General features: G+C 62.0%; 25 protein-coding genes and 1 pseudogene. 20 read left to right on the top strand and 6 right to left on the bottom strand.

Annotated elements, in window-relative coordinates:
* Positions 1-8: 8 nt before the first annotated feature.
* Both NE852_RS17495 and NE852_RS17490 read right to left on the bottom strand, forming a co-directional pair.
* Complete coding sequence (locus tag NE852_RS17495; protein WP_008534651.1) at positions 9-926, bottom strand: response regulator transcription factor; 918 nt, start codon at positions 924-926, stop codon at positions 9-11.
* The gene (locus tag NE852_RS17490; RefSeq protein WP_258155882.1) at positions 919-4,302 is read right to left on the bottom strand and encodes an ATP-binding protein; all 3,384 of its coding nucleotides are present in this window, start codon (positions 4,300-4,302) and stop codon (positions 919-921) included. The genes NE852_RS17495 and NE852_RS17490 overlap by 8 nt, the downstream gene beginning before the upstream one ends.
* A 178-nt stretch (positions 4,303-4,480) precedes the next feature.
* Between NE852_RS17490 and NE852_RS17485 the strand changes: the two genes are divergently transcribed.
* The 18 genes and pseudogenes from NE852_RS17485 to ureG all read left to right on the top strand — a co-directional run bounded on the left by NE852_RS17485 (position 4,481) and on the right by ureG (position 21,082).
* On the top strand, positions 4,481-6,385 hold the full coding sequence (locus NE852_RS17485; protein WP_008534637.1) for a phosphatase PAP2 family protein: 1,905 nt from the start codon (positions 4,481-4,483) through the stop codon (positions 6,383-6,385).
* A 182-nt stretch (positions 6,386-6,567) separates the two neighbouring features.
* Positions 6,568-7,860, top strand: a complete 1,293-nt coding sequence (urtA, locus tag NE852_RS17480; RefSeq protein WP_008534636.1) for an urea ABC transporter substrate-binding protein — start codon at positions 6,568-6,570, stop codon at positions 7,858-7,860.
* Positions 7,861-7,971: 111 nt separating this feature from the next.
* Complete coding sequence (gene urtB, locus NE852_RS17475) at positions 7,972-9,603, top strand: urea ABC transporter permease subunit UrtB (RefSeq protein WP_258155881.1); 1,632 nt, start codon at positions 7,972-7,974, stop codon at positions 9,601-9,603.
* A pseudogene (gene urtC / locus NE852_RS17470) lies at positions 9,600-10,691 on the top strand (urea ABC transporter permease subunit UrtC); the annotation flags it as partial. The gene urtB and the pseudogene urtC, both read left to right, overlap by 4 nt.
* A gap of 77 nt (positions 10,692-10,768) precedes the next feature.
* Positions 10,769-11,524, top strand: a complete 756-nt coding sequence (gene urtD / locus NE852_RS17465; protein ID WP_008534621.1) for an urea ABC transporter ATP-binding protein UrtD — start codon at positions 10,769-10,771, stop codon at positions 11,522-11,524.
* Positions 11,525-11,746: 222 nt separating this feature from the next.
* Positions 11,747-12,442 (top strand): urea ABC transporter ATP-binding subunit UrtE, encoded by a 696-nt coding sequence (gene urtE / locus NE852_RS17460; RefSeq protein ID WP_008534620.1) that lies wholly within the window; start codon positions 11,747-11,749, stop codon positions 12,440-12,442.
* A 154-nt stretch (positions 12,443-12,596) separates the two neighbouring features.
* The gene (locus NE852_RS17455; protein ID WP_037174986.1) at positions 12,597-13,418 is read left to right on the top strand and encodes an urease accessory protein UreD; all 822 of its coding nucleotides are present in this window, start codon (positions 12,597-12,599) and stop codon (positions 13,416-13,418) included.
* Between the two features lie 28 nt (positions 13,419-13,446).
* Entirely contained in the window at positions 13,447-13,749 is a 303-nt protein-coding gene (locus tag NE852_RS17450; RefSeq protein ID WP_003561955.1) for an urease subunit gamma, read from the top strand.
* A 10-nt stretch (positions 13,750-13,759) separates the two neighbouring features.
* A complete protein-coding gene (locus NE852_RS17445) occupies positions 13,760-14,011 on the top strand; it encodes a DUF1272 domain-containing protein (RefSeq protein WP_008534607.1) in 252 nt (83 codons plus the stop codon).
* Positions 14,012-14,022: 11 nt separating this feature from the next.
* On the top strand, positions 14,023-14,328 hold the full coding sequence (locus tag NE852_RS17440; RefSeq protein WP_008534606.1) for an urease subunit beta: 306 nt from the start codon (positions 14,023-14,025) through the stop codon (positions 14,326-14,328).
* 18 nt (positions 14,329-14,346) lie between these two features.
* Positions 14,347-14,754 (top strand): lysozyme inhibitor LprI family protein, encoded by a 408-nt coding sequence (locus NE852_RS17435; RefSeq protein WP_008534605.1) that lies wholly within the window; start codon positions 14,347-14,349, stop codon positions 14,752-14,754.
* A gap of 13 nt (positions 14,755-14,767) precedes the next feature.
* Positions 14,768-15,391 carry a hypothetical protein gene (locus NE852_RS17430; protein ID WP_037174983.1) on the top strand — a complete coding sequence of 208 codons (624 nt, stop codon included), beginning with the start codon at positions 14,768-14,770 and terminating at the stop codon, positions 15,389-15,391.
* A gap of 3 nt (positions 15,392-15,394) precedes the next feature.
* A complete protein-coding gene (gene ureC, locus NE852_RS17425; RefSeq protein ID WP_008534601.1) occupies positions 15,395-17,107 on the top strand; it encodes an urease subunit alpha in 1,713 nt (570 codons plus the stop codon).
* Positions 17,108-17,119: 12 nt separating this feature from the next.
* Positions 17,120-17,791, top strand: coding sequence for a TIGR02117 family protein (locus NE852_RS17420; RefSeq protein WP_008534599.1), 672 nt, complete (start codon positions 17,120-17,122; stop codon positions 17,789-17,791).
* Between the two features lie 330 nt (positions 17,792-18,121).
* On the top strand, positions 18,122-18,985 hold the full coding sequence (locus NE852_RS17415; protein ID WP_037174977.1) for a GGDEF domain-containing protein: 864 nt from the start codon (positions 18,122-18,124) through the stop codon (positions 18,983-18,985).
* Between the two features lie 132 nt (positions 18,986-19,117).
* Positions 19,118-19,702 carry an urease accessory protein UreE gene (gene ureE, locus NE852_RS17410; protein WP_008534596.1) on the top strand — a complete coding sequence of 195 codons (585 nt, stop codon included), beginning with the start codon at positions 19,118-19,120 and terminating at the stop codon, positions 19,700-19,702.
* A 6-nt stretch (positions 19,703-19,708) separates the two neighbouring features.
* Positions 19,709-20,380 (top strand): urease accessory protein UreF, encoded by a 672-nt coding sequence (locus tag NE852_RS17405; RefSeq protein WP_008534594.1) that lies wholly within the window; start codon positions 19,709-19,711, stop codon positions 20,378-20,380.
* Between the two features lie 90 nt (positions 20,381-20,470).
* Positions 20,471-21,082 (top strand): urease accessory protein UreG, encoded by a 612-nt coding sequence (gene ureG, locus NE852_RS17400; RefSeq protein WP_008534592.1) that lies wholly within the window; start codon positions 20,471-20,473, stop codon positions 21,080-21,082.
* Between the two features lie 27 nt (positions 21,083-21,109).
* Here ureG and NE852_RS17395 read toward each other — a convergent pair whose 3' ends face one another.
* Together NE852_RS17395 and NE852_RS17390 are read right to left on the bottom strand one after the other, a co-directional pair.
* A complete protein-coding gene (locus tag NE852_RS17395) occupies positions 21,110-21,331 on the bottom strand; it encodes a hypothetical protein (protein WP_008534590.1) in 222 nt (73 codons plus the stop codon).
* A gap of 68 nt (positions 21,332-21,399) precedes the next feature.
* On the bottom strand, positions 21,400-22,107 hold the full coding sequence (locus NE852_RS17390) for a hypothetical protein (protein ID WP_008534587.1): 708 nt from the start codon (positions 22,105-22,107) through the stop codon (positions 21,400-21,402).
* A gap of 209 nt (positions 22,108-22,316) precedes the next feature.
* Between NE852_RS17390 and NE852_RS17385 the strand changes: the two genes are divergently transcribed.
* Entirely contained in the window at positions 22,317-22,751 is a 435-nt protein-coding gene (locus tag NE852_RS17385) for a hypothetical protein (protein ID WP_008534585.1), read from the top strand.
* On the top strand, positions 22,748-24,094 hold the full coding sequence (locus NE852_RS17380; protein ID WP_008534583.1) for a GAF domain-containing protein: 1,347 nt from the start codon (positions 22,748-22,750) through the stop codon (positions 24,092-24,094). Before NE852_RS17385 ends, NE852_RS17380 begins: the two co-directional genes overlap by 4 nt.
* Before the next feature lie 39 nt (positions 24,095-24,133).
* On the opposite strand, the gene NE852_RS17375 is transcribed toward NE852_RS17380, so the two are convergent.
* Together NE852_RS17375 and NE852_RS17370 are read right to left on the bottom strand one after the other, a co-directional pair.
* Positions 24,134-24,742 carry a DUF2026 family protein gene (locus NE852_RS17375; RefSeq protein WP_037174974.1) on the bottom strand — a complete coding sequence of 203 codons (609 nt, stop codon included), beginning with the start codon at positions 24,740-24,742 and terminating at the stop codon, positions 24,134-24,136.
* A 107-nt stretch (positions 24,743-24,849) separates the two neighbouring features.
* Complete coding sequence (locus NE852_RS17370; RefSeq protein ID WP_128623655.1) at positions 24,850-25,155, bottom strand: hypothetical protein; 306 nt, start codon at positions 25,153-25,155, stop codon at positions 24,850-24,852.
* Positions 25,156-25,265: the final 110 nt, after the last annotated feature.

The raw sequence follows: 25,265 nt of genomic DNA, 5'->3' as shown, positions 1-25,265 counted from the left end.
AAATCCTCTCACATCTCATGCAGCACATGCGTCGCCTTCACGGCCGCCGACGCACGGTTTTCGACACCGAGTTTCACGTAGATCTGTTCGAGATGCTTGTTCACGGTGCGCGCCGACAATCCCAGTATCTCGCCGATATCGCGGTTGGCCTTGCCCTTGGCGATCCAGAGCAGCACTTCGGATTCGCGCTGGGTGAGCGAGAAACGCTGGCGCAGCACCTCGTCGTCGCTGCGCTGGCTGGCGGCGGTCAGGCGGAAGAGATATTCGTCAGGCCCGATCGCGCCGAGGAAAGCAAGCTGCAAAGCCGCCTGGCCGGCATGAGCGATGGAGATAATGCCGTCGCGCACCGCTGCCATACGATCGCGCATCCAGCCGGAAATATGGCGCACGACGATCTCCATGCCGTCGTCGCTGCCCATGGCGGCATTGACGAGCCGCGTCGCCTGCGGCGTCGACCAGTGGATCGCACCGTCGCCTTTGACCGCCAGCAGGTGACGGCCGGCGGCATCCAGCGCGACGCGGGCGCTCTGAGCCGAGCGGGCATTGCGCAGGTGGACGCGGATGCGGGCGCGCAGCTCGTCGATGTTGATCGGCTTGGTGAGATAATCGACGCCACCGGATTCCAATGCGTGCACGACATGTTCGGTCTCGGTCAGCCCGGTCATGAAGATAACAGGCACCTGCGCCACCGCTGCATTCGCCTTCAGCCTGCGGCACGTCTCGAAACCGTCCATAACGGGCATGACGGCGTCGAGCAGGATGAGATCGGGCGTGATGCGCTCGACGATACCAAGCGCCGCCGTGCCCGAGGTGGCGATCAGAACGGAGAAACCGGATTGTTCGAGCGCATCGGTCAGGAAGCCGAGCGCTTCGGCCGAGTCGTCGACGAGCAGAACGATGTCGCGGGGGAGGGCCGGCTCAGCCAATGGATTCTACCTTTTCGTCGAAGTCGTGCAGGAAGGTCATGAAGCCGGCCAGGTCGAAGGCGGCGACATAGGCGCGAAGCGCCTCTGTGAATGGACGATTTGCCTCTGCCTTGGCAAGGTCGGAGAGCTTGGCTTCGATGCCCCTGATATAGCCGATCTCGCCGAGCCGCAGCAGTTCCCGCACGTGGGCGGCACCCGGGCTCAGCATCGGCGCTTGGGGCTTTTCCGCTATAATGGGCGCCGCGTCGGCATAGACCCATGTCAGGCCGAGATGCAGGGCAAGTTTATCGCGCAGCTGGCGGATGTCGACGGGCTTGCCGATCGCATCATTATGGCTGTCGTCGCTGTCGCTCAGAACCGCCGCATCGCCGATATTGGCCGAAAGCATCAGCATCGGTGCGGTCTGACCCGCTTCGCGAAGGCGTGAGACGAGCTGCCAGCCGCTCATGCCGGGCATCAGGATATCGACGAGGAAAAGGTCAGGCATGATGCCTTCGATCAGCGTCAGGCATTCGGTGCCGCCAGCCGCCGTCAGCACGATGAAATCGAGCGGCGCCAGGATTTCGCGCATCATCTCGCGGTGATCTTCGTTATCGTCGACGACAACGACCGTGCGCCGCGGGCCGTCATAACCGACGATACGCTTTTCCTGCGGCGGGGCGGCGGCGCGCATGACGGCCGACAGCATCAGCCGCACGCGGAAGGTCGAACCTTCGTCCTTGACGCTCGAAACCGCGATCTCGCCGCCGAGCGTGTTGGTGAGAAGCCGCGTGATGGTGAGGCCGAGGCCGAGGCCCGGCATCGGGCGCACGCTGTCGGCTTCGCCACGCTGGAAGGGTTCGTAGATACGCGTCAGGTCTTTCTCAGTGATGCCGCGGCCGGTATCGGTGACGGTGAATGTCGCAACCTGGCTGCGATAGCCGACGTCGAAAGTGACGCGTCCCTCGTCGGTGAATTTGATGGCATTGGAGAGCAGGTTGACGAGGATCTGGCGCAGGCGCTTCTCGTCCGTGCGGACGAATTGCGGCAAGGCCGGCGAACGGTCATGGGTGAAAGTCAGCCCCTTTGCCTGCGCCTGCGGCCGGAACATCTCGACGATCTGGTCGAGGAAATCCTGGATGTTGATCTCGTTGGAATAGACCTGCAGGCGACCGGCCTCGATCTTGGAAATATCGAGCAGGCCATCGATCAGCCCGGAAAGATGTTCGGCGCTGCGGCGGATGACCTTGATCGAGGATTGGCGCGGGGCCGGGATCGTCTCGTCGCGTTCGAGGATCTGAGCATAGCCGAGCACGGCATTCAAAGGCGTGCGCAGCTCATGGCTGAGGCCGACGACATAGCGGCTCTTGGCGCGGTTGGCGGCCTCGGCCGTCTCCTTGGCGTTCTGCAGGGCCGCGTCAGTCTTTTTGTGGGCGGCGATTTCCTTGAGCAGCAGCGTGTTCTGGCGCGAAGATTCCTCCTCGGCGACGACCCTGCTGTCATGGGCGAGCACATAGAACCAGCAGACGACGCCCGAGATCACCGAGAAGACGAAGAAGACGATGAGGATGGTGCGGTTGACCACCTCGGCGGTCTCGGGAGAGGCGGAGGAGACCTGATGGGCGATCATCGCCAGGATCGCGCCGATGGCGGTCAGCGCCAGCGCGACGGCAATGCAGTAGCGGCCAAGGCGCGTCGTCAGCTTGCCGACAATGCTCTCCGACAGCAGCGTCTTGGCGACCGTGCCGACCTGGGCGTTGAAACGGGCGGCCGGCTTGCACATGTCGTGACAACGGCTGTCGAGCGAGCAGCAGAGCGAGCAGATCGGCGCTGAATAGGCCGGGCACCAGGCCATGTCTTCTGGCTCGAAGGCATGTTCGCAGACCGAGCAGGTGATGCTCGTCAGCTTCTTCCAGCTCTGGCGCGGCTTGCGGGCGAGGTAGAATTTTCCCTTCGTCGTCCAGGCAATGGCGGGTGAGGCAACCAGCGCGATGACGAGGGTGATGTAGGGAGCGAGCGAGGCCGCGATCTCGCCGAAGGCGCCGAAATGGGCGATCAGCGATAGCGTCGCCGAAAGCGTCATGGCGCCGAGGCCGACCGGATTGATATCGTAGAGATGGGCACGCTTGAACTCGATGCCGGGAGGGGCAAGACCGAGCGGCTTGTTGATGAAAAGATCGGCGGAGATCGTGCAGAGCCAGGCCATGGCGATGATCGAGAAGATGCCGAGTGTTTCCTCCAGCAGCCGGTAGATGCCGAGCTCCATCAACAGCAGGGCGATCGCGACATTGAAGACCAACCAGATGACGCGGCCGGGATGGCTATGGGTCAGCCGGGAGAAGAAGTTTGACCAAGCGAGTGAGCCGGCATAGGCATTCATCACGTTGATCTTGAGCTGCGAGACGACGACGAAGGCGGCCATCAGCAGCAGCGCGGCATTGTGCCAGGGGACCATATAACCGAAGGCGGTCAGATACATCTGCGCCGGATCGGCGGCGCGATCGAGAGGCACGCCCGAAGTGAAGGTCAGCACGACGAGAAACGAACCGGCAAGCAGCTTCGGCGCGCCGATGATGACCCAGCCCGGACCGGCGAGGAAGACGGCGAGGCGGTGGCGCCACTTGCGCTGCGGATCGGGCGGCAGGAAGCGCAGGAAGTCTGCCTGCTCGCCGATCTGCGACATCAAGGCGAGGATGACGGCGGAGGCGGCACCGAACTCGACTAGATCGAAACCTGCGACCGTGCCCGGCGGGCCGGAGGCGTGGCGAATGCCGGCGAAGGCGCGCCAGAGATCGAATTTTCCCCAGTCCGTCAGGGCGATGAAGATGAAGGGCAGGATATTCAGCACGATCCAGAAAGGCTGGGTCATCAGCTGGAACTTGCTGATCAGCCGCACGCCGTGGGTGACGAGCGGGATCACCATGACGGCGCTTATGATGTAGCCGATCCAGAGCGGAATGCCGAGGGTAAGCTCTAGCGCGCCGGACATGATCGAGGCCTCGATCGCAAACAGCATGAAGGTGAAGCTTGCATAGATCAGCGAAGTAATGGTCGAGCCGATGTAGCCGAAGCCCGCGCCGCGCGTCAGAAGATCGATGTCGACGCCGTGGCGAATGGCGTATCGGCTGATCGGCAAGCCGATCGCCAGCATGGCGACCGAGGCGACGATGATCGCATAGAAGGCGTTGGTGGTGCCGTAGGAGAGGGTGATGGCACCGCCGATCGCCTCCAGCGCCAGGAAGGAGATCGCGCCGATCGCCGTCTGCGAGATGCGCTGGGAAGAGAAGTGGCGCGCGCTTTTTGCGGTAAAGCGCAGCGCGTAATCTTCGAGCGTCTGGTTGGCGACCCAGCGATTATATTCGCGTCTCACCGGAATGATGCGTTGACGCGCTGTCATGCCCTCTTTCCGGCGCTCTGGTTAGCTTGTCGTCTCCCGGGCACTTTTGGCGGGATGGGCGGGAAAGGCAAGAGGCGGAGGACCGGGAGATTCACAGAACGGCAATATTTTTGAAACGGGTCTGTCACATAAGCACTCTAACTCTCCCGCCGTTCGTTCAACCATTTCGGATGCACCCATGTCTGTTTTAAGCCTTTGCCGCCTGAGCACCGCTCTCGTCTGTCTTCTTTCGATTGTGCCGTCTCTTGCCGCCGCCGAACAGGTAACAGCGGCGAAAGCGCCTTATGCGGAGGCCGGAAACACCAACAAGCGTGGCGACGCCTGTTTTTCCACGGTGGACACCAATGCCGCCGTCCATCTTCTCTCCGGCTTTCTCGAAGTCTGGACGCCGCGCACGCCTTTCGTCGACGCTGGTGTAGAAGCCCCGGCCAAGGACAATTGCCCTGCAGTTGCCAAGACCGATTGGGACGGCATTCCCTCCAGCAAGACCGACGGCCAGATCGTCAACAAGCCAGTCCATGATGCCAATATCGCCTATGTCGTCAAGGCGACGAAGGCGCGGACGGCCGAGCAGGCGGTCGCCGCCTATCTCGACGACCGGCGCGGCAAGAATGCCAGCATCGTCGACGGCCTTGGCCCGCTGACGGCGGCCTGGAAGGCGGGCTCCAAGCAGACCACGACGATCACCGAAGTCGCGGCCGATGCGACGACGGTCAAATACGACGACAAGGGTAACAATCGCGGCGCCGGCAGCAAGCCGGACACGGAAAACAAGACCGATGCCAACCCGGACATGGGCCTTGCCATCGACTTCATCAATGCCGCGAGCGGTGACGGCTCGACGGAGCCCGCCAAGCGCTATTTCAAATATGCCCGTCCCTATCGCTGGAGCCAGGACGTCTCGGTCGTCCCGACGCTTGAGCCCGCCAAGAGCGGCAAGCCGGTCGAGGACGGCGGCTTTCCGAGCGGACATACGGCGGAAGCCTGGCGAGATGCGCTCGCCATGGCCTATCTCGTGCCGCAGCGCTTCCAGGAAATGATCACGCGGGCCAGCGAAATGGGCGAAGACCGCATCCTCGCCGGCATGCATTCGCCGCTCGACGTGATGGGCGGCCGCATGCTCGGCACTGCTACCGTCGTCTATAACTTGAACAAGGCCGACAATTCAGCGCTGAAGAGCGATGCTTACGCGCAGGCGCAGTCCTGGCTCGTTGCCAAATCAGGCGTTGCGGATGCGGGCGCGCTCGAAGTCGCCGCCCATGCAGCGCCGCTCGCCGCGGACCGTTTCGCCGATCACGACGCCAATCGCGCTTACGTGCTGCAGCGCCTGAGCTACGGCCTGCCCACCATTCATGCGACCGACCAGCCGGCCCGCGTGCCGCAGGGCGCAGAAGCGCTTCTCGAAACGCGTCTGCCCTATCTCGACGGCGAGCAGCGCCGCGACGTCCTGAAGACCACGGAGATCGCCTCGGGCTATCCGCTGCTTGACGATGCGGAAGGCTACGGCCGTCTCAACCTGTTTGCCGCCGCCGACGGTTATGGTGCCTTCGAACAGGATGTGACCGTGACGATGGACGCTGCAAAGGGCGGTTTCAACGCGATCGACACCTGGCGCAACGACATCGGCGGCAAGGGCAAGCTGGTGAAGCGCGGCAACGGCATTCTCGGCCTTTCCGGCGCCAACAACTATGCCGGTGGCACGGTGCTCGAAGAAGGCGTGCTGGTGGCAGGTTCGCCCGCGGCCTTCGGTACCGGCGGATTGTCGGTGAATGGCGGTTCTCTCGTCCTGGCGGCCGATAAGCCCCTGACTGTAGGCGGGGATTATCAGCAGCTTTTCAATGCCGCGGCGAAGCCGACGCTCGGCCCTGACGGCGCAGGCACGCTTGTCGTCGCAGGCAAGGCGGTGCTTGCCGGTAACCTCGACGTCACGCTTGCCTCGGGCTACGCCCCGGCGCCCGGAACGAAGATCGAGATCCTGAAGGCGGCAGCTATCACCGGCATATTCGACAAGTTCACCATCTCCGGCCACAGGGCGACCCTTTCCTATGGCCCGACGTCCGTCACCTTGACGATCGGTGAATAATAACGAACTGACAGGGCATCCTCTCCGCGGGATGCCCTGTCTTGTCCTTGCCTGCTCGTTTGCCCCCTGCGCCTACGTCATTTTGCGTATGTGTTTTTGCGCTGCAGCACCCGATAGTCCCCCTCGGCAACAGTTAATTTCCGTTTCCGGCCTGTTGCGGAACAAGAGAGGGGATCAACCAAATGAATCTCAAATCCATCTTTACGGGCGCTGCACTCGGCGCCGTCATGGCGGCATCTGCCGCCTTCCACGGTGCTGACGCCGCCGACGACACGATCAAGGTCGGCGTGCTGCATTCGCTATCGGGCACAATGGCGATTTCCGAAACCACGCTGAAAGACGCCATGCTGATGCTCATCGACGAGCAGAACAAGAAGGGCGGTCTTCTCGGCAAGAAGCTCGAGGCCGTCGTCGTCGATCCGGCTTCCGACTGGCCGCTCTTTGCCGAAAAGGCGCGCGAGCTGATCGAAAAGGACAAGGTCGCCGCCGTTTTCGGCTGCTGGACATCGTCCTCGCGCAAATCCGTGCTGCCGGTTTTCGAAGAGCTGAATTCGCTGCTCTTCTATCCGGTTCAGTACGAGGGTGAAGAATCCTCGCGCAACATCTTCTACACGGGTGCCGCCCCGAACCAGCAGGCGATCCCGGCTGTCGACTACCTGATGAAGACCGAGGGCGTGAAGCGTTTCGTGCTGGAAGGCACCGACTACGTCTATCCGCGGACGACCAACAAGATCCTGGCAGCCTATCTCGAATCCAAGGGCATTCCGAAGGAAGACATTCTGGTCAACTACACGCCGTTCGGCTTCTCCGACTGGCAGACGGAGGTCGCCAAGATCAAGGAATTCGGCGCCGCCGGCAAGAAGACCGCCGTCGTCTCTACCATCAACGGCGACGCGAACGTTCCCTTCTACAAGGAACTCGGCAACCAGGGCGTCAAGGCAACCGATATTCCCGTCGTCGCCTTCTCGGTCGGCGAAGAAGAGCTTGCCGGTCTCGACACCAAGCCGCTCGTCGGCCATCTCGCCGCCTGGAACTACTTTGAATCGGTCGATACGCCGATCAACAAGAAGTTCATCAAGGAATGGCACGCCTACACCAAGAACGACAAGCGCGTGACCAACGACCCGATGGAAGCCGCCTATATCGGCTTCAACGCCTGGGTTAAGGCCGTCGAGGCCGCCGGCACGACTGATACGGATGCGGTTCTCGACCACATCATCGGTGTTTCCGTTCCGAACCTCTCCGGCGGCACTGCAACCGTCATGCCGAACCACCACATCACCAAGCCGGTGCTGATCGGTGAAATCCAGGCTAACGGCCAGTTCGAAATCGTCCAGCAGACCCCTGAGGTGGTTGGCGACGAATGGTCCGATTTCCTGCCGGACTCCAAGGATCTGATCTCCGATTGGCGCAAGCCGATGAACTGCGGCAACTTCAACGTTGCCACCGGCAAGTGCGGCGGCAAGGGCTCCTGAGTATATCCCAACCGTTGAAAGCCTGAAGACTTCCGTCCGGACTTGATCCGGGCGGAAGCTCCGTCCTTACCGCTGCGCCGCAAGGCCGACGACAATCGAGGCGAGAGAGCGATGTTTCGCGCCATCAAGATTTTCCTTCTGACACTCTGCCTGGTGCTCCCAGGGCTGACGCTTTCCGGATTGGCGACCGGCCTTCGCGCTCAGGATGACGTGCACGCCCTTATCGACGCGCTCGGCACGGGTGGTTTTCCCGAGCGGGACGCGGCCATTCGTGCGCTCGTTGCGTCGGGGGATCCGCATGTCAGCCAGATCCTGCAGCAGCTGAGCGACGGCCAGCTCTACGTCAATTCGGAAGGTGGCCCAGTTCTCGTGCAGGGCGGGACGGAGGACGAGCCTACCTATTCCGACCCGATCACCGGCGAGGCGGCCGCGGATGTCGATCCCGACATGATGTCGAAGGTCAAGATCAACAATGCGCTGCGCATCACGATCACGACAATGATGAGCCAGCTGACGCTTCTGAGCCCGGATCGTTCCGCGCGGCTCGCGGCAGCTGAGGGCATGCTTAAAGACGCCGATCCCGCCAATCTCGAGCTCCTGAATTCGGCTCTTTCAGCCGAGAAGGACGGCGAGATCAAGAACACCATGGAAGCGGCGCGCGCCGTGATGATGTTGAAGAGCGATGCCGGCATCGAGGAGAAGAAGGCCGCGATCGATACGATTGCAGCGCGCGGCGGCCGCGATGCGCTGACGATCCTGACGACGGCGATGGCGAGCGCGCCCGACGATCTGAAGCCTGCGATCCAGACGGAGATCAATTCGATCAACCGCGACCTGGCGCTCTGGGACGTTGTCCAGAACGTCTGGTACGGGCTGTCGCTCGGTTCGGTGCTGTTGTTGGCCGCCATCGGCCTCGCCATCACCTTCGGCGTCATGGGCGTCATCAACATGGCGCATGGCGAAATGGTGATGATCGGCGCCTATACGACCTATGTCGTGCAGGAAACGATTGCCTCGGCCTTCCCCTCGCTTGCCGATTATTCGTTGGCCTTCGCAGTGCCGGCCGCTTTCCTCTTCACCGGCCTGGTCGGTCTCGTCATCGAACGTTCGGTGATCCGCTATCTCTACGGCCGGCCGCTGGAAACGCTGCTCGCCACCTGGGGCGTGTCGCTGATCCTGCAGCAGGCGATCCGCAGCTATTTCGGCCCGACCAACCGTGAGGTCCGCAATCCGAGCTGGATGTCCGGCGCTTTCGATTTCGGCGGGCTCGTCATCACCTGGAACCGGCTCTGGATCATCGTCTTTGCGATGGTCGTGTTCCTGACGCTCTTGATGCTGCTCAAGCGCTCGGCCTTTGGCCTGCAGATGCGGGCAGTGACGCAGAATCGGCGCATGGCGTCGTCGATGGGCATCCGCACGGGCTGGGTCGATGCCTTCACCTTCGCGCTCGGCTCCGGCATCGCCGGCATGGCGGGTGTGGCGCTCTCGCAGATCGACAATGTATCGCCGAACCTCGGCCAGAACTACATCATCGACAGCTTCATGGTCGTCGTCTTCGGCGGTGTCGGCAATCTCTGGGGCACGCTGGTGGGGGCGCTGTCGCTCGGCGTCGTCAACAAGTTCCTCGAGCCTTTCGCCGGCGCCGTGCTCGGCAAGATCCTGGTGCTCGTCCTCATCATTCTCTTCATCCAGAAGCGTCCGCGCGGGCTCTTCGCACTCAAAGGAAGGGCGGTGGAAGCATGATAACGTCCTTCCTTCTCCGGTCTCTCGATCGCAGGATCTCAATCGCCGTCGCGCTGCTGCTGGCGGTCGCCATTCTGGTGCCGGTGCTGAACCTTGCGACCGGCCCGACCCACCCGCTGCACGTCCCGACCTACATCATGGCGCTGTTCGGCAAGTACCTGACCTATGCGCTGCTGGCGCTGGCGCTCGATCTCGTCTGGGGTTTCTGCGGCATTCTCTCGCTCGGCCACGGCGCCTTCTTCGCGCTCGGCGGTTATGCGATGGGCATGTATCTGATGCGGCAGATCGGCTCACGCGGCGTCTACGGCGATCCCATCCTGCCCGACTTCATGGTGTTCCTGAACTGGAAGGAGCTGCCCTGGTTCTGGTACGGCTTCGATCAGTTCTGGTTCGCGGCGCTGATGGTGCTCCTCGTGCCCGGCCTGCTCGCCTTCGTCTTCGGGTGGTTCGCCTTCCGCAGCAGAGTCAACGGCGTCTATCTCTCGATCATCACCCAGGCGATGACCTATGCTCTGCTGCTTGCCTTCTTCCGCAACGACATGGGGTTCGGCGGCAATAACGGCATGACCGATTTCAAGGACATCCTCGGTTTCAACATCCAGGCGGATGGCACGCGCGCCAGCCTCTTTGCCGCGACCGCTATCTTCCTGGCGCTGTCGCTGACGATCGCGTCTGCAATCGTGCGCTCGAAGTTCGGCAAGGTGCTCGTCGGTGTGCGCGATGCTGAAAGTCGCACGCGCTTCCTCGGCTATCGCGTCGAGCATTTCAAGCTCTTCACCTTCGTCGTCTCGGCGATGATGGCGGGCATTGCCGGCGCGCTCTACGTGCCGCAGGTCGGCATCATCAATCCCGGCGAATTCGCGCCGGCAAACTCCATCGAGGTTGTCATCTGGACGGCGGTCGGCGGGCGGGGAACGCTGATCGGGCCGATCATCGGCGCGATCCTCGTCAATGGCGGCAAGACGATCTTCACTGGCCTGTTCCCGGAGTTCTGGTTGTTTGCTCTCGGCGGTCTCTTCGTCGCCGTGACGCTGTTCCTGCCGAAGGGCGTCGTCGGCACGATTTCGCACTATCTCGGCAAGCGGAAGATCGTGTCCGAACGTGCGCCGCCGCCGGCGCGGGAAGACGGCATCGAGCCGAAAATCCAGGCAGCGGAGTGAAGCCCATGATCCCCGACGTCAAACCCACCAGCGTTCTCTATCTCAGCGGCGTCTCCGTTTCATTCGACGGCTTCAAGGCGCTGAATTCGCTCTCGATCGTCATCGAGCCGGGCGAGCTTCGCGCCATCATCGGCCCGAACGGCGCTGGCAAGACGACGATGATGGACATCATCACCGGCAAGACCAGGCCCGACGAAGGCGAGGTGTTCTTCAACGGCACGATCGATCTCACCAAGAAGGATGAGGCCGACATTGCCCAGCTCGGCATCGGTCGCAAGTTCCAGAAGCCGACAGTCTTCGAAAGTCATACGGTCTGGGACAATCTGGAACTGGCGCTGAACCGCCGTCGCTCGGTCTTTTCGACGCTGTTCTACCGCCTTTTGAGCGAAGACAGGGCGCGCATCGAAGAGATCCTCGAAACGGTGCGGCTGACACACCGGCGCGACGAACTGGCGGCCAACCTCTCGCACGGGCAGAAGCAGTGGCTGGAGATCGGCATGCTCCTGGCTCAGGAGCCGAAGCTGCTGCTCGTGGACGAACCGGTCGCCGGCATGACGGATGCAGAGACGGCGGAAACGGCGATCCTGCTCAAGGATATCGCCAAGACCCGGTCGGTCGTCGTCGTCGAACACGACATGGGCTTCATCCGCGACCTCGGAGTCAAGGTGACGTGCCTCGCGGAAGGCTCTGTGCTGGCGGAAGGCTCGATCGATTTCGTCAGCTCCGATCCGAAAGTGATCGAGAACTATCTCGGGCGGTGAGGGGATGATTGAACTCTTTGTTATCGCTTCGGGTTCGACCCCTCCCCAACCCCTCCTCACAAGGGGGAGGGGCTTAACCGAGCGGCTCGCTTACCGCCATAATTATCGGTTTTCCCGCGGTTGGATGGGAAGCAAAGCGGCAGCTCTGAATCAGCCCCTCATTCTTGTGGGGAGGGGTCGAGGAGGGGTTTTTGCATCCGCAACGCGCCAGGAGGCGACATCATGCTGACAGTCGAAAACGCAAATCTGCACTATGGCGCAGCGCAGGCGCTGCGCGGCATCTCCATCAAGGCTGAGATGGGCAAGATTACCTGCGTACTTGGCCGTAACGGCGTCGGCAAGAGCTCGCTACTGCGCGCCGTCACCGGCCAGCATTCGCTGTCGGCCGGCACCGTCACCTTCAACGATACCAAGCTGAACGGACTGCCGCCCTTTGCCCGCGCCAAGCAGGGCATCGGTTATGTGCCGCAGGGGCGTGAAATCTTCCCGCTGCTCACTGTGAAAGAAAATCTCGAAACCGGCTTTGCTCCGCTTGGCCGTCGCGACCGCAACATTCCTGACGATATCTTCAGTCTCTTCCCGGTGCTGAAATCGATGCTGTCACGGCGCGGCGGCGATCTTTCAGGCGGGCAGCAGCAACAGCTGGCGATCGGCCGCGCCATGGTGACCCGGCCGAGAATTCTTGTGCTCGACGAGCCGACCGAAGGCATTCAGCCGTCGATCATCAAGGATATCGGTCGGGCGATCCGTTATCTCCGTGATTCCACCGGCATGGCGATCCTGCTCGTCGAGCAGTATCTGGATTTCTGCCGCGAGCTTGCCGATTACGTCTACATCATGGATCGTGGCGAGATCGTGCATGAAGGGCTTGCCGAGACGCTGGATACGCCGGAGGCCCGCCGCCACCTGACCGTTTGACGGGCAGCTGCCGTATTTTGCGGCAGGGTGTGTGCGGCGCTTCGTCGATCTCCCGAGCGCGTCGCCGATGTCTCCGGGACGGCATGGGAATTGCTTGGTTTCCGTGATCGGCGCGGTCGAATGGAAAGCCGATCGCGCGACCGAAAGGAACGATATGACGATTGCGGCGGCCAGTACGAGACCGCAAAGAGCGGAAGGACGCGGGCATCTGGCGGCAAGGCTGCTCGATGGGCGCACGCGTATCCGTGAACTCTATCAGGAGGGCGCGGCGAAGATCCGGCTGCCCGACACGTTCGATGCCTCGATGGAAGCCGTCATCATCAACACTGCAGGCGGGCTGACGGGCGGCGACCGGATGGACTGGAGCGTCGTAGCCGGCGCCGGCACGAAGATCGACGTCACCACCCAGGCCTGCGAGAAGATTTACAAGGCATCGGCCGGCATCGCTGAAGTGACGACCCGCATCGAGGTGGGGGCAGGGGCTCGTGTCGACTGGCTGCCGCAGGAAACGATCCTCTTCGACCGGGCGGCGCTTTTCCGCCGGCTAGATGTCGATCTTGACGAAAACGCCGAATTTCTGGCCGTCGAGGCCGTGCTGCTCGGTCGCAAGGCGATGGGTGAGGCGGTGGGGACGGGACTGTTTCGCGACCGATGGCGCATCCGCCGCTCGGGCCGGCTGATCCATGCCGAGGAACTGAGGCTTTCCGAAGGTATTTCGGCGCTGGCGGCGCGTCAGGCCGTGCTCGGCGGACAGGTTGCCTTTGCGACGTTGCTTTATGCCGGTCCGCTGGCGGAAGCCTATCTCGGCAAGGTTCGGCCACTCGTCGAAGGGCCGATGGGCGGTGCCAGCGCCTGGAACGACAAGCTCGTCGTGCGCCTTGCGGCAGCCGACGGCTTCTCGCTCAGAAAAATCCTGATCCCGGTCATTTCCACCTTGCGCAACGGTGCGCCTGTGCCGAAAGTCTGGAATCTATGAATTTAAGCGCGAAGCAGATGGGTGCGTAATGAACCTCACTCCGAGAGAAAAAGACAAGCTGCTGATATCGATGGCGGCGATGGTGGCGCGGCGGCGGCTGGAGCGCGGCGTCAAGCTCAACTATCCCGAAGCGATCGCTCTGATCAGCGATTTCGTCGTCGAAGGCGCCCGTGACGGGCGTCCGGTCGCCGAACTGATGGAGGCCGGCGCCCACGTGATCGGCCGCGACCAGGTGATGGAAGGTATTGCCGAGATGATCCACGACGTGCAGGTGGAGGCGACCTTCCCCGATGGCACCAAGCTCGTCACCGTGCACGAACCGATCAGGTGAGGAGACAGAAATGCTGGAGCTCAGGCCCAATTGCGAATGCTGCGACAAGGATCTGCCGCCGGAGAGCGCAGAGGCGCGGATCTGCACGTATGAATGCACCTTCTGCGCCGATTGCGCCGACGGTGTATTGAAAGGCGCCTGCCCGAACTGCGGCGGCAATCTCGTCGCAAGGCCCATCCGGCCTGCCGCTATGCTCGCCAAAAATCCGGCATCAACGAAGCGCGTGTTGAAGGCCGAGGGCTGCGCGCCCAAGGCGGCTTGAGGAGAATGAAAATGATTCCGGGCGAGATCATTGCCGCAAGCGGCGACATCGAACTCAATGCCGGCGCACCGACGGTGACGCTGGAGGTTTCCAATACAGGTGACCGGCCGGTGCAGGTCGGCAGCCACTATCATTTCGCCGAAACCAATGCCGGGCTTTCCTTTGATCGCGCAGCGGCTCGTGGCAAGCGGCTCGATATTCCGGCAGGGACGGCCGTGCGTTTCGAACCCGGGCAGACGCGCTCGGTGACACTGATCCCGCTTTCCGGCAAGCGCGAGGTCTATGGCTTCCGCCAGCTGGTAATGGGCAAGCTCTAGGATAAACGGGAGAGATGCATGCATTTGAATATCTGCCTCGTCGCGGCAGCGATCTTGCTGCCTTCAGGTGCGGCTTCTGCACAGGATATCGATTGCAAGAATCCCCAGACGCAATCAGACATGACCTCCTGCGAGGCGGCGCGGCATGAGACCGCCGACAAGGCGCTGAACGCGCAATACAAGAAGACCCGCGCCGCGATGGTGGCGATCGACAAGGATCTGGATGGGGGCATGAAGGGCGCGGAGCAGGCGCTGGTCAAGGCGCAGCGCGCCCGGATCGACTATCGTGACGCCGAATGCGACGCCGTCGGTTTCCAGGCCCGCGGCGGCACGATGGAGCCGATGCTGGTTGCCGGGTGCCTTGCCGATATCACGGACAAACGCACGAAAGAGCTGAAAGAGCTCGAAGACACGATGAGCAACTGAGGTGGCGCAGATCGTGATCGTCGGCAATGGCGAGGTCGGAGATGGGATGGCAGGCATCATCGATGCCGCCGATTTCGTCATCCGCTTCAACGATTGCCGCTCCTATGGCGCCGGCGGCAGCCGCACGGATGCCGTCGCAGTCTGCAATACCGGCCGGCCGGCCAAGGCGATGCTCGGCTCGTCCGAATGGCGTGATCATCCCGGCGTCGTTGCTGCGCGCGAAATCTGGAGCGTGCGTGACCCGGAAAAATTCGCCGCGATGCGGGCGCCGCTTGCCGTCTCGCATCCTGATCTCGACGATTTCTGCGACGACTATACAGAGGCATTCGACGCCTTCTGCGCTAAGACCGGCAAGGCGCATGTCGTCATCGACAAATCGGTCCACGAAGCCGTCGACGTCTCGCTTTCGGCCTTTGCGCCTGCGCCCTACGTCGTGCCGAGCAGCGGCATGATCGTCATTGCCGAGGTGCTGAACAAATATGCCGGGGCCGAGGTAGCGCTGGCCGGCTTCGGTCACGTCGGCTGGGAATGGCACCCGTTTGCAGCCGAAAGGCAGCTTGTCGATGCTTATATTGCCGCCGGCCGCATCACGCGGCTCGACGGAAAAATGCTTGTTTCTTCCTCCCACGGAGCCTGATGGATGCCTTACAAGATCTCGCGCGCGGCCTATGCCGGCATGTTCGGACCGACCACCGGTGACAAGGTGCGCCTTGCCGATACGGAGCTCTTCATCGAGATCGAGAAGGATTTCACCACCTACGGCGAGGAGGTGAAGTTCGGCGGCGGCAAGGTCATCCGCGACGGCATGGGCCAGAGCCAGGTGACGCGGGCGGACGGCGCGGTCGACACTGTTATCACCAATGCGGTGATCGTCGATCACTCAGGCATCTACAAGGCCGATATCGGGCTCAAGAACGGGCGTATCGTTGCGATCGGCAAGGCGGGCAATCCCGACATGCAGCCCGGCGTCAACATCATCGTCGGTCCGGGCACGGAAGCGATCGCCGCCGAAGGCAAGATCGTCACAGCCGGCGGCATGGACAGCCATATCCATTTCATCGCGCCGCAGCAGATCGAAGAGGCGCTGATGTCGGGCATGACCTGCATGCTCGGCGGCGGCACGGGGCCGGCGCATGGCACGCTTGCCACCACCTGTACGCCCGGTCCCTGGCATATCGCGCGCATGATCGAGGCGGCCGACGCCTTCCCGATGAACCTGGCTTTTGCTGGCAAGGGCAATGCCTCGCTGCCGGGTGCATTGACCGAAATGGTGCTGGCCGGCGCTACCTCGCTGAAACTGCACGAGGATTGGGGCACGACGCCCGGCGCCATCGACTGCTGCCTGTCCGTCGCAGACGAATACGACGTGCAGGTGATGATCCACACCGATACGCTCAACGAAAGCGGCTTCGTCGAGGATACGATCGGCGCCATCAAGGGCCGCACGATCCATGCCTTCCACACGGAAGGGGCTGGCGGCGGGCACGCGCCCGATATCATCAAGATCTGCGGCCAGTCGAACGTCATTCCCTCGTCGACCAATCCGACGCGGCCCTATACGGTCAATACCATCGCCGAGCATCTCGACATGCTGATGGTCTGCCATCACCTGTCGCCGTCGATCCCCGAGGATATCGCTTTTGCCGAAAGCCGCATCCGCAAGGAAACGATCGCGGCGGAAGACATCCTCCATGATATCGGCGCCTTCTCGATCATCTCGTCCGACAGCCAGGCCATGGGCCGTGTCGGCGAGGTGGCGATCCGCACCTGGCAGACGGCGGACAAGATGAAGCGCCAGCGCGGCCGGCTGAAGGAGGAAAAAGGCGACAACGACAATTTCCGCGTCCGGCGTTATATCGCCAAATACACGATCAATCCGGCGATCACGCATGGCCTCAGCCACGAGATCGGCTCGGTCGAGATCGGCAAGCGCGCCGACCTCGTGCTCTGGAATCCGGCCTTCTTCGGCGTGAAGCCCGACATGGTGCTGCTCGGCGGCTCGATCGCCGCCGCCCCGATGGGCGATCCGAATGCTTCGATCCCGACGCCGCAGCCGGTGCATTACCGGCCGATGTTCGCTTCCTATGGCAAGAGCCTTACCAACTCCTCCGTCACCTTCGTCAGTCAGGCCTCGCTCGATGCCGGCCTGAAAGGCAGGCTCGGCGTCGCCAAGGAACTCGTGGCGGTGAAAAATACGCGCGGCGGCATCTCCAAGGCGTCGATGATCCACAACGACCTGACGCCGGAGATCGAGGTCGATCCGGAGACTTACGAGGTGAGGGCGAACGGCGAATTGCTGACATGCGAGCCGGCGACGGTGCTGCCGATGGCGCAGCGCTATTTCCTGTTTTAGGCCAGCCATTCCGTGCGGAGGGGCATAGGCTGGCTGTTGCGGATCATCGTCCTGCTCGTGGCTCTGGCCGCGGGTGGAACCTTCATTCCCCGGCCGCTGATTGCCCCGGTCGAGGCGTCGTCCGCGCCGGCGACGCACCGGATTCTCCTGCTGTCGGGACCGATCCACACGGATATCGCAATCCCGATCGATGAGGGGACGCGGGCGGCATTTTCCTTCCTCGACAATGCCGATTTTCCGCTCGGCCATCCGAATGCGGAATGGCTCGTCGTCGGCTGGGGCGGCCGCGCTTTTTATCTGGAAACCCCGACCTGGGCGGAACTGAAGCCGCTGCCGGTGCTGCGGGCGCTGACAATCGACCGGTCGGTGCTGCATGTGGACCTTGCCGGCCATATCACCGAGCCGCAGCCGGCTGTGACGTCATTCGATATCAGCGACGACCAACTGGCGCGGCTGCGCAACTTCATGGTGGACAGCTTCGCCCGCGAGGCAGGCGAGACATTGCCGATTCCGGGTGCGGGTTATGGCGAGATCGACCGGTTTTTCGAGGCGAAGGGATACTTCAACGCCCTCTTCGGCTGCAACACCTGGACTGCCGCCGCCCTGCGTGCGGCCGGGCTTAGGACAGGCTTATGGAACCCGCTTCCACAATCTTTGCGATTATCTGTATCTGTCTACAATTGAAGCAACAGGCGACCGGTTCGCCCTCAAACTAAATTGTGAACGGCACTCTCCGTTCGGTTGTAAAAATCAGTGGAGAAACCGGTAATTTCCCGGGTTAAACCATTCTGGAACAGCCCTACCGCCAAGCTCAAAAAAGTCTTTTTATATCAAATATCTAACTGTCTCCCTGAATTGTCCGATTCAGGGATTTTCCGTTTGCATCCCCTGCTAGAAAAAATCTGTCCACCAAATCGTCCAAAACCGTTCGAATTTTAAGGAGTGGATTAAGACACCCGCAGCAATTGGGCTCTTATCAATGCCTTGCAACGCCGGGCAGGAAGGTCGATTCTCATGAGAAACTGGATGTCGCTGCAGGCCGATTTGGGCAATTTTCAATATCGCAGGAACGTCTATGTCTTCGCGCTGAAGACGAGCTTTCTCGCTGTCATTCTTTCCGGCGTCATTATCGGTCTGACGATACCACCGCTCGGTTTTCTCGGGCTGCTGCCGATGACGCTGCCGCATGCGCTCGGCTTCGGCGCCATTTTTTCCTGGCTCGTCGGCGGAACGGTTTCCGGCATGCTGTCGCTGACCGCAGGGTTCGCCATGCACGAGCTGTCGCTGTCGCGGGCGAAATTCGAAAGGCTCAGCCGCACGGATATGCTCTCCGGCCTGTTGAACAGGCGCGCCTTTACTGAGGCGCTCGACAGTATCGAGGACAATGCCTCGCTTGTCATTTTCGACGTCGATCGTTTCAAGGCGATCAACGATCGCTTTGGCCACGCCTGCGGCGACGCCGTCATCACCGCGGTCTCGGCTGTGCTGACCTCGGCCTTCGACGAATTGTCCGTCGTCGCGCGGCTTGGCGGTGAGGAGTTCGGCGTCATCGTCTGCGGCGAACCGCTGGAGGCGCGGCTGGAGCGCATTCAGGCCGTCCGGGCAAGCATCGCCGGCAGGCCGATCACCGCAGAGGGGCATAATATCGCCATCACCATTTCCGGAGGCGTCGCCGATCTTCTCGCCGGACGCAACAAGCAGCAGGTCTATGCCTCGGCCGATCGGGCGCTCTATCTTGCCAAGGCGCTCGGGCGCAATCGCGTCGTGCACGAGCGGGAAGGTCTTCAGCATGCCTGGCACGGGCTTGCCGAAAACGGCTTCGGGACCGAGAGCAGGGGAACAGGCAGCGACACTGTGATGCAGGCCTACGGAATATAAAGCCGAGCGCCAAAGGCGTCTCGCGATGCCTCGGCGCGCTTTTGCGCGGCATGCCGCAAGCGAAAGACTATTGGTGCTTGCATCAGGCAAGGCTATTTTGCATGGTCGTCGTCTCAGCAAAACGGACATATCATGCAGCGCGTCACCTCCTATCTTCCCGCCGGTACCCCTTCCTCCCATCCGACCGCCCAGGTCAAGCTGCCGCATGACCTGCGCCATCTCAGACGCAAGCTCCTGCATCTGGAGAATGGCGAGATGGTCATGCTCGACCTCAAGGACCCGGTGCTTTTCGCCAACGGCGACCTGCTGGTGCGCGAAGACGGCGAGCTGATCGAGATCCTTGCGGCAGACGAGAAGCTCTTCGAAATTCGGGGCCGCGACCGTACGCATCTGGTCGAGCTTGCCTGGCATCTCGGCAACCGCCATCTCGCGGCCCAGATCGAAGAAGACCGCATCGTCATCCTGCGCGATCACGTCATCCGCAGCATGCTGCAGGGACTGGGTGCCACCGTTCTCGATATTGACGAGCCCTTCCAGCCCGCGCGCGGAGCCTACCATTCCCATAGCGGGCATTCTCATGATCATGGACATGCGGCTCATGACCACGGGCACAATCACGACCATGGACATGACCATAAGCATGATCACAGCTGCAACCATGATCATGATCACGACCATGGACATGGGCACGGGCATCACGGCCACAAGCACGACTGAGGCTCCATGACCGGGGATACTGAGCTGCAGGCATTGCTGCGCCTGACGGCATGGCTCTCGCCGGCCTTTCCGATCGGCGGGTTTGCCTATTCGGGCGGGTTGGAGCGGGCGGTGGCCGATGGGCTGGTCACCGATGCGGCCTCGCTTGCCGTCTGGATTGGCACTCTGATCGAGCGTGGTTCGGCATGGAACGATAGTGTGCTGCTCGCCGAAAGCCACAGGCATCAAGCAGACTCCGTCGGCCTCGCCGAAATCGCCGCACTCGCCGAGGCGCTTGCAGGATCGCGCGAGCGCCATCAGGAAACGATGCTGCTCGGCGAGGCATTTCTCGCGGCGGCGCGAGCCTGGCCGGACGGCGTATTCGAGAGGCTGCCTCAGAAGGCCGCTTATCCCGTTGCAGTTGGTGCGGTGACAGGCGCGCACGACATCGCCCCCGAGAAGGCGCTCGCCGCCTTTTTGCATGCCTATGTCTCACAAGCGGTTTCGGCGGGCATTCGTCTCGGCATCGCCGGGCAGAGGGACGGTGTTGCCGTGCTTGCCGGTCTTGAAGAGCACATTGCGGAAATCGCCCGGCGGGCCGCGGTCTCGACGCTCGACGATCTCGGTTCGGCGACGGTGCAGGCCGATATCGTCAGCCTGCGCCATGAGACCCAGACGACGCGGTTGTTTCGCTCGTGACGGTTCAAAATTTCCGCCGGAGTTGCGTCATTTGACGGTGGCGCCCGCCGTCGGTCTCGCTATCATCGGGGTTCGATTGGAGTAAGACACATGAAATCAAGAAACGGACCTCTGCGCGTCGGCATCGGCGGGCCGGTCGGCTCGGGCAAGACGGCGCTGACGGAAAAGCTCTGCAAGGCGATGCGCGACGACTATTCCGTCGCCGTCGTCACCAACGACATCTATACCACCGAGGACGCCGAGGCACTCGTGCGCATGCAGGCGCTGCCTTCCGATCGCATCGTCGGCGTGGAGACGGGCGGCTGCCCGCACACGGCCATTCGCGAGGACGCGACGATCAATCTTCAGGCGATCGCCGGCCTCAACGAGCGGATTCCCGACCTCGACGTCGTCTTCATCGAATCCGGCGGCGACAATCTGGCAGCGACCTTTTCGCCCGATCTTGCCGATATCACCATCTATGTCATCTCCGTCTGCCAGGGCGAGGAAATCCCGCGCAAGGGCGGGCCAGGGATCACCCGCTCGGACCTTCTCGTCATCAACAAGAAGGATCTGGCACCCCATGTTGGCGCCGATCTCGAAGTGATGGACCGCGATGCGACGCGCATGCGCGCGAGCCGACCCTTCGTGTTTTCCGACATGAAGCGCGGCGACGGGGTCAGCTCCATCGTCAGCTTCCTGAGGGAGCAGGGCGGGCTCTAGATTCGTGTGATTTTGGCCCGAATTGACCTAGAGCGTCTTACTTTTCGGAATGGGCATAGGATTCCCTAATTTGAGGCACGTCTCCAGGAAGACCGGCGCGGGCAGCGGACGTACTTCCTTGATGAGCACGTCAAGACGTGAGGCGCTTCGCTCCCCCGCCATGGCGGAAAGCAGCATGCGGCAGCCGCGACAATCGCCGCGGCGTGGACACGCGGCCGGAATGCCGGCCTTGCCGTTCGGTTTGCACATGGTTCTTCTCCGGAAATGCTCGGCGATGCCACGGGCGGAGCCTCAATCCTCCGCCCGCAGCAATCTTTTCAGGCGGCCAGCTTCAGCGCGTCGGCAAGCTTGGCGAAGTCGCCGGCCGAAAGCCCCGGACGGACGGCGAAGTCGATGACGGCCTGGAAGATTTCCGGCGGCGCATTCTTCTTCATGGCGCCCAGCAGTGCTGCGCGCTCCGCCGGATTGACCGCCGGGATCATGATGCGCATGAAGGCCATGCTCTTTTCCGGCGGCAGGGAGCCGATGATGTTCATCTCGATGCCGAATATTTCCTGGTCGGTGAAGTAGCGCCACAGGAGAGGGCCGGTCACCGCCTCCTCCTCGTGCATATGCGCGAAGTCATCGGCGATATAGGCGGCGAAGGCGAGGTAGAGCTTGCGGCCGCAGGCCGCCTTGTGCAGCGGCCAGGCGTTCTCCCAGGCGACGACAAGGTCTTCCAGTTCGCGGAAGGCGGTGCGGTGGTCGTCGTGCTGCTCGTCCAGCGTGACGGTCGAGACGCCCTTTTCGGCAAGCGCCGTGTGGATGTTGTCATCCTCGTGAGTGACATGGGAGGCGGCAAGCATCAGGTAATGGCGCAGGTCGCCGATCAGGAAAACAGTCTCCTCAACGTTCTGGAAATCGGCTGTGCCGAGGCGTCCGAGCAGGTCGCAGCCGGCCTTGCGCAGGCCTTTGTGGATCGCGCCGTAAATGTCGTAGCGGCCGTTGAGATCGGGGATGCTGGTAAGCGAGAATTCATGGCTCATGATGGTTTTCCTCTCGTTATCAGGCGCCTCTCTATGTGCGCCGGGCTGATGGCCGTGAAATAACCGAGCCCTTTGCGAGGCGCTTCCTAAAACCATCCTAAGCAATTGGAACGATTGCTAAGAATATCCTAACTAACTATCATCGCCTGACATCGGGGGGACAAGCATTGCTGGGGCCGGAACTTGCGGAATTTATAGAGAGTCCCGTCATGATCCTGTTCGCGACGCGCGACGAGGCCGGCCGGCCGATGATTGGCCGCGGCTCGGGCGTGCGCGTCGACCGGCAGAGCGGGCATTTGCACTTTCTGGCCTCCCGTAGCCAATGGCCTGATGCCGTCAGCCAGGCGCAGGTCGGCCGGCCGATTGCCATGACCTATGTGCGGGCCGCCGATTACAAGGCCTGCCAGATCAAGGGCCGCATCCTCGCGGCGGGGCTGGCGGATGAGGCCCACCGGGCACGGGGCGAGGCCTATGTCGCAGAACAGCTCGCGCGGATGACGGCGCTTGGGGTCACCCGCATGCAGCTCTCCAGCACACTCTCGGACCGGGAACTCGTCTGCCTGACGATCGAGCCGCAGGCGATCTTCGAGCAGACGCCGGGGCCGGGCGCGGGGCGCAGGCTGACGCCGGAAGCCGCCGCATGATCCCGCTCGAAGGGCTGCGCGACAGTTTCGAAGGCGTCATTCCCTCCGTCATTGCCACCACCGATGCAGACGGAATGCCCAATATTTCCTATCTCTCGCACGTGCATTGCGTAGACGAGACGCATGTGGCGCTCTCCGACCAGTTCTTCTCCAAGACCGCCGCCAATGTGGCGCGCAACGGGCTTGCGACCGTGATGGTGGTCGACGGTTATAGCGGCCAGCAACACGTTCTCGACCTGGCGTTCGTGCGTTCCGAGACGAAGGGCGAGACATTCGAGCGGATGGCGGTCCACCTGGCGATCCTGGAAAGCCGGCTGAGCGGGATCATGAAGCTGCGCGCCGTCGACATCTACCGGGTGGAGGACTGTCGGGCGGTGCCGGCCGCCAATCCGCTGGTCGAGCCGGTGGCACTCGTGCTGCCCGACCTGATGGGCAAGGTGGCGAGGCTGACGGCACGGATGTCAGACTGCGGCGATCCGGAAACGCTGCTCGATGTGACGCTTGAGGGCCTCGGCAAACTCTTCGGCTATAACCATTCCATGGTGCTGGTGCCGGACGGCGAACGCGGAGGGCTGACGACGATCGCCAGCCGCGGCTACGACCAGTTCGGCTTCGGGGCCGAGGTTCCGGCCGGGCGCGGCATTATCGGGCTGGCGGCCGAGCGGCGGCGCAATGTGCGAATCACCGATCTCAGTCGCGGCCAGCGCTATATCCAGGCGGTGCGGGCCATGGCGGGCGTCGAGGATGCGGCGCCGATCCCGCTTCCGGCGCTCGAAAAGCCGCTCAGCCAGATTGCGCTGCCGCTTGTCGCGCGGGGAAGGCTTGTCGGCGTGCTGTTTTCGGAATCGACCGAGCGCTTCACCTTCCGCCATCGCGACGAGGAGGCGCTGATCGTCATCGCAGCGCATCTCGCCACCGCGCTCTCCTTCCTGTCCGAGGAACGCGAGCGAACGGAGACGAATGGGCAGGAAAAACCGGAGGCTCCGGCCGACCGAGCAGGCAGCGAGCCGGCCGGCCGGCGCATCGCCGTTCGTTTCTATCCGCGCGACGGCTCTCTGTTCGTCGACGACGACTATCTGATCCGCGGCGTGCCGGGGCGGCTGCTCCTGCATTTTCTGCAAGACTATGCGCTGACCGGCAAGCGGGACTTCCTGAACCGCGAGATCCGCCGCGACCGTCGCCTGCAACTGCCTGACTTCAAGGACAATCTCGAAACAAGGCTGATCCTCCTGCGCCGGCGGCTGGAGGAAAAGGCCGGTCCGATCACGCTCGAACGCGCCGACCGCGGCCGCCTGCGGCTGACGCTCGCCGGCTGGCCGGAGATTGAGGTGGTCGAGGAATGACGGGTGCCAGGTTTCGCTCCCTGGCGAGGGAAGCAGCTCTCACCAACTGCCGACAAGCGGATTGCCGACAAGAGGAACGCTTCTGCTCTTGCCTGACGGATTGTCCACGGAAATAGCGGCAGCCATACTTTTGGGAGCCTTTCGAAACCACCTTGCTGCAATCGTTGCAAGATCGCCGATCATCGCAAGTTTGTGCCAATCCTGAAAACGCGCGGCGGTCGCGGCAGGTTCGGACAGATAGAAGAAATCTCCGGAGTGATTCAAATTATTGATGCTGGACGCCATCGCTGACAAGGGCCGTTGAAACATCTTCGACGGGACCTGGAGACCGGCCGCTGTCTCTGAGAACGCAGGGGCCATGAAATCAATGGCCCAACCCTCTGCCTCGACCCAGCAATGGAAATTCTCACCAGCTCCTGTGACGTAGCCATCCTCACGATGATCGGCAAACAGGATCATTGTCCCATCCAGATTATACGCCGCAAGGCCGCCTTTAGGCGTCGCTTTCACCTTATAGTGCTGTTCAAGAATGAACGAACCGAAGGTGGCGAAGTACATGCAGGCGTGCGCGGCATTTCCGTTCTCATTGAGGATCAAGCTATTTATAACTCGATAAATCCGATGATAGTCGGTTTGCTTGATTAGCATTCTTGTTTGCCCGTTTTCATTCAACTGGTTGCGTGTCGGTGACATGGTTCAGCATTTCTGCAGCTAGGCTGTGAACCTATTAACGGCCATCGGCATGGCGTGGACGTTCAATGAATTGCGAACAGTTTCAAAATATCGCTGAATTCCTCGCCGAAGGTGGCGCTCGCCGCTGCGTGGCCCTGACGGGAAAGGATTGTCGCTGATGTTGCTGCGTCAATTGCCTCGGCATAGAAATTCCCGTCGGACCACAATGTAATGCGCCCCAAAAGTTCGCTGCTTTCAAAGTCGATTTTGGCGGCTGGATTCGGCGTGGGCGTAAAAACCTCAACATCGATGCCCAAGCTTGACGACGGAGTTGCTGCAAGCCTCGTTCCCCAGGCAATGAACCCATCAATCAAGGTGGCGTCAGACATTTAGCGGATATAGACCAAAATTTGGAACTCGCAAACGCCGGCATGCCGGCTAAGATAGGGGAAAGAGAAAGCGGCGGAATTGATTTCGGTCAAATGCTGAGATGACCGAT

The organism is Rhizobium sp. Pop5, assembly GCF_024721175.1.
Lineage (GTDB): Bacteria > Pseudomonadota > Alphaproteobacteria > Rhizobiales > Rhizobiaceae > Rhizobium.
The sequence above is the reverse complement of the archived record's forward strand: the minus strand, read 5'-3'. Positions and strand labels throughout refer to the sequence as shown.

What these genes read in the sequence shown, in the direction of transcription:
- NE852_RS17490 (WP_258155882.1), bottom strand. Translation starts at nt 4,302, where the DNA reads ATGACAGCGCGTCAACGCATCATTCCGGTGAGACGCGAATATAATCGC.
- NE852_RS17485 (WP_008534637.1), top strand. Translation starts at nt 4,481, where the DNA reads ATGTCTGTTTTAAGCCTTTGCCGCCTGAGCACCGCTCTCGTCTGTCTT.
- urtA (WP_008534636.1), top strand. Translation starts at nt 6,568, where the DNA reads ATGAATCTCAAATCCATCTTTACGGGCGCTGCACTCGGCGCCGTCATG.
- urtB (WP_258155881.1), top strand. Translation starts at nt 7,972, where the DNA reads ATGTTTCGCGCCATCAAGATTTTCCTTCTGACACTCTGCCTGGTGCTC.
- urtD (WP_008534621.1), top strand. Translation starts at nt 10,769, where the DNA reads ATGATCCCCGACGTCAAACCCACCAGCGTTCTCTATCTCAGCGGCGTC.
- urtE (WP_008534620.1), top strand. Translation starts at nt 11,747, where the DNA reads ATGCTGACAGTCGAAAACGCAAATCTGCACTATGGCGCAGCGCAGGCG.
- NE852_RS17455 (WP_037174986.1), top strand. Translation starts at nt 12,597, where the DNA reads ATGACGATTGCGGCGGCCAGTACGAGACCGCAAAGAGCGGAAGGACGC.
- NE852_RS17450 (WP_003561955.1), top strand. Translation starts at nt 13,447, where the DNA reads ATGAACCTCACTCCGAGAGAAAAAGACAAGCTGCTGATATCGATGGCG.
- NE852_RS17445 (WP_008534607.1), top strand. Translation starts at nt 13,760, where the DNA reads ATGCTGGAGCTCAGGCCCAATTGCGAATGCTGCGACAAGGATCTGCCG.
- NE852_RS17440 (WP_008534606.1), top strand. Translation starts at nt 14,023, where the DNA reads ATGATTCCGGGCGAGATCATTGCCGCAAGCGGCGACATCGAACTCAAT.
- NE852_RS17435 (WP_008534605.1), top strand. Translation starts at nt 14,347, where the DNA reads ATGCATTTGAATATCTGCCTCGTCGCGGCAGCGATCTTGCTGCCTTCA.
- ureC (WP_008534601.1), top strand. Translation starts at nt 15,395, where the DNA reads ATGCCTTACAAGATCTCGCGCGCGGCCTATGCCGGCATGTTCGGACCG.
- NE852_RS17415 (WP_037174977.1), top strand. Translation starts at nt 18,122, where the DNA reads ATGAGAAACTGGATGTCGCTGCAGGCCGATTTGGGCAATTTTCAATAT.
- ureE (WP_008534596.1), top strand. Translation starts at nt 19,118, where the DNA reads ATGCAGCGCGTCACCTCCTATCTTCCCGCCGGTACCCCTTCCTCCCAT.
- NE852_RS17405 (WP_008534594.1), top strand. Translation starts at nt 19,709, where the DNA reads ATGACCGGGGATACTGAGCTGCAGGCATTGCTGCGCCTGACGGCATGG.
- ureG (WP_008534592.1), top strand. Translation starts at nt 20,471, where the DNA reads ATGAAATCAAGAAACGGACCTCTGCGCGTCGGCATCGGCGGGCCGGTC.
- NE852_RS17395 (WP_008534590.1), bottom strand. Translation starts at nt 21,331, where the DNA reads ATGTGCAAACCGAACGGCAAGGCCGGCATTCCGGCCGCGTGTCCACGC.
- NE852_RS17390 (WP_008534587.1), bottom strand. Translation starts at nt 22,107, where the DNA reads ATGAGCCATGAATTCTCGCTTACCAGCATCCCCGATCTCAACGGCCGC.
- NE852_RS17385 (WP_008534585.1), top strand. Translation starts at nt 22,317, where the DNA reads ATGATCCTGTTCGCGACGCGCGACGAGGCCGGCCGGCCGATGATTGGC.
- NE852_RS17380 (WP_008534583.1), top strand. Translation starts at nt 22,748, where the DNA reads ATGATCCCGCTCGAAGGGCTGCGCGACAGTTTCGAAGGCGTCATTCCC.
- NE852_RS17375 (WP_037174974.1), bottom strand. Translation starts at nt 24,742, where the DNA reads ATGCTAATCAAGCAAACCGACTATCATCGGATTTATCGAGTTATAAAT.
- NE852_RS17370 (WP_128623655.1), bottom strand. Translation starts at nt 25,155, where the DNA reads ATGTCTGACGCCACCTTGATTGATGGGTTCATTGCCTGGGGAACGAGG.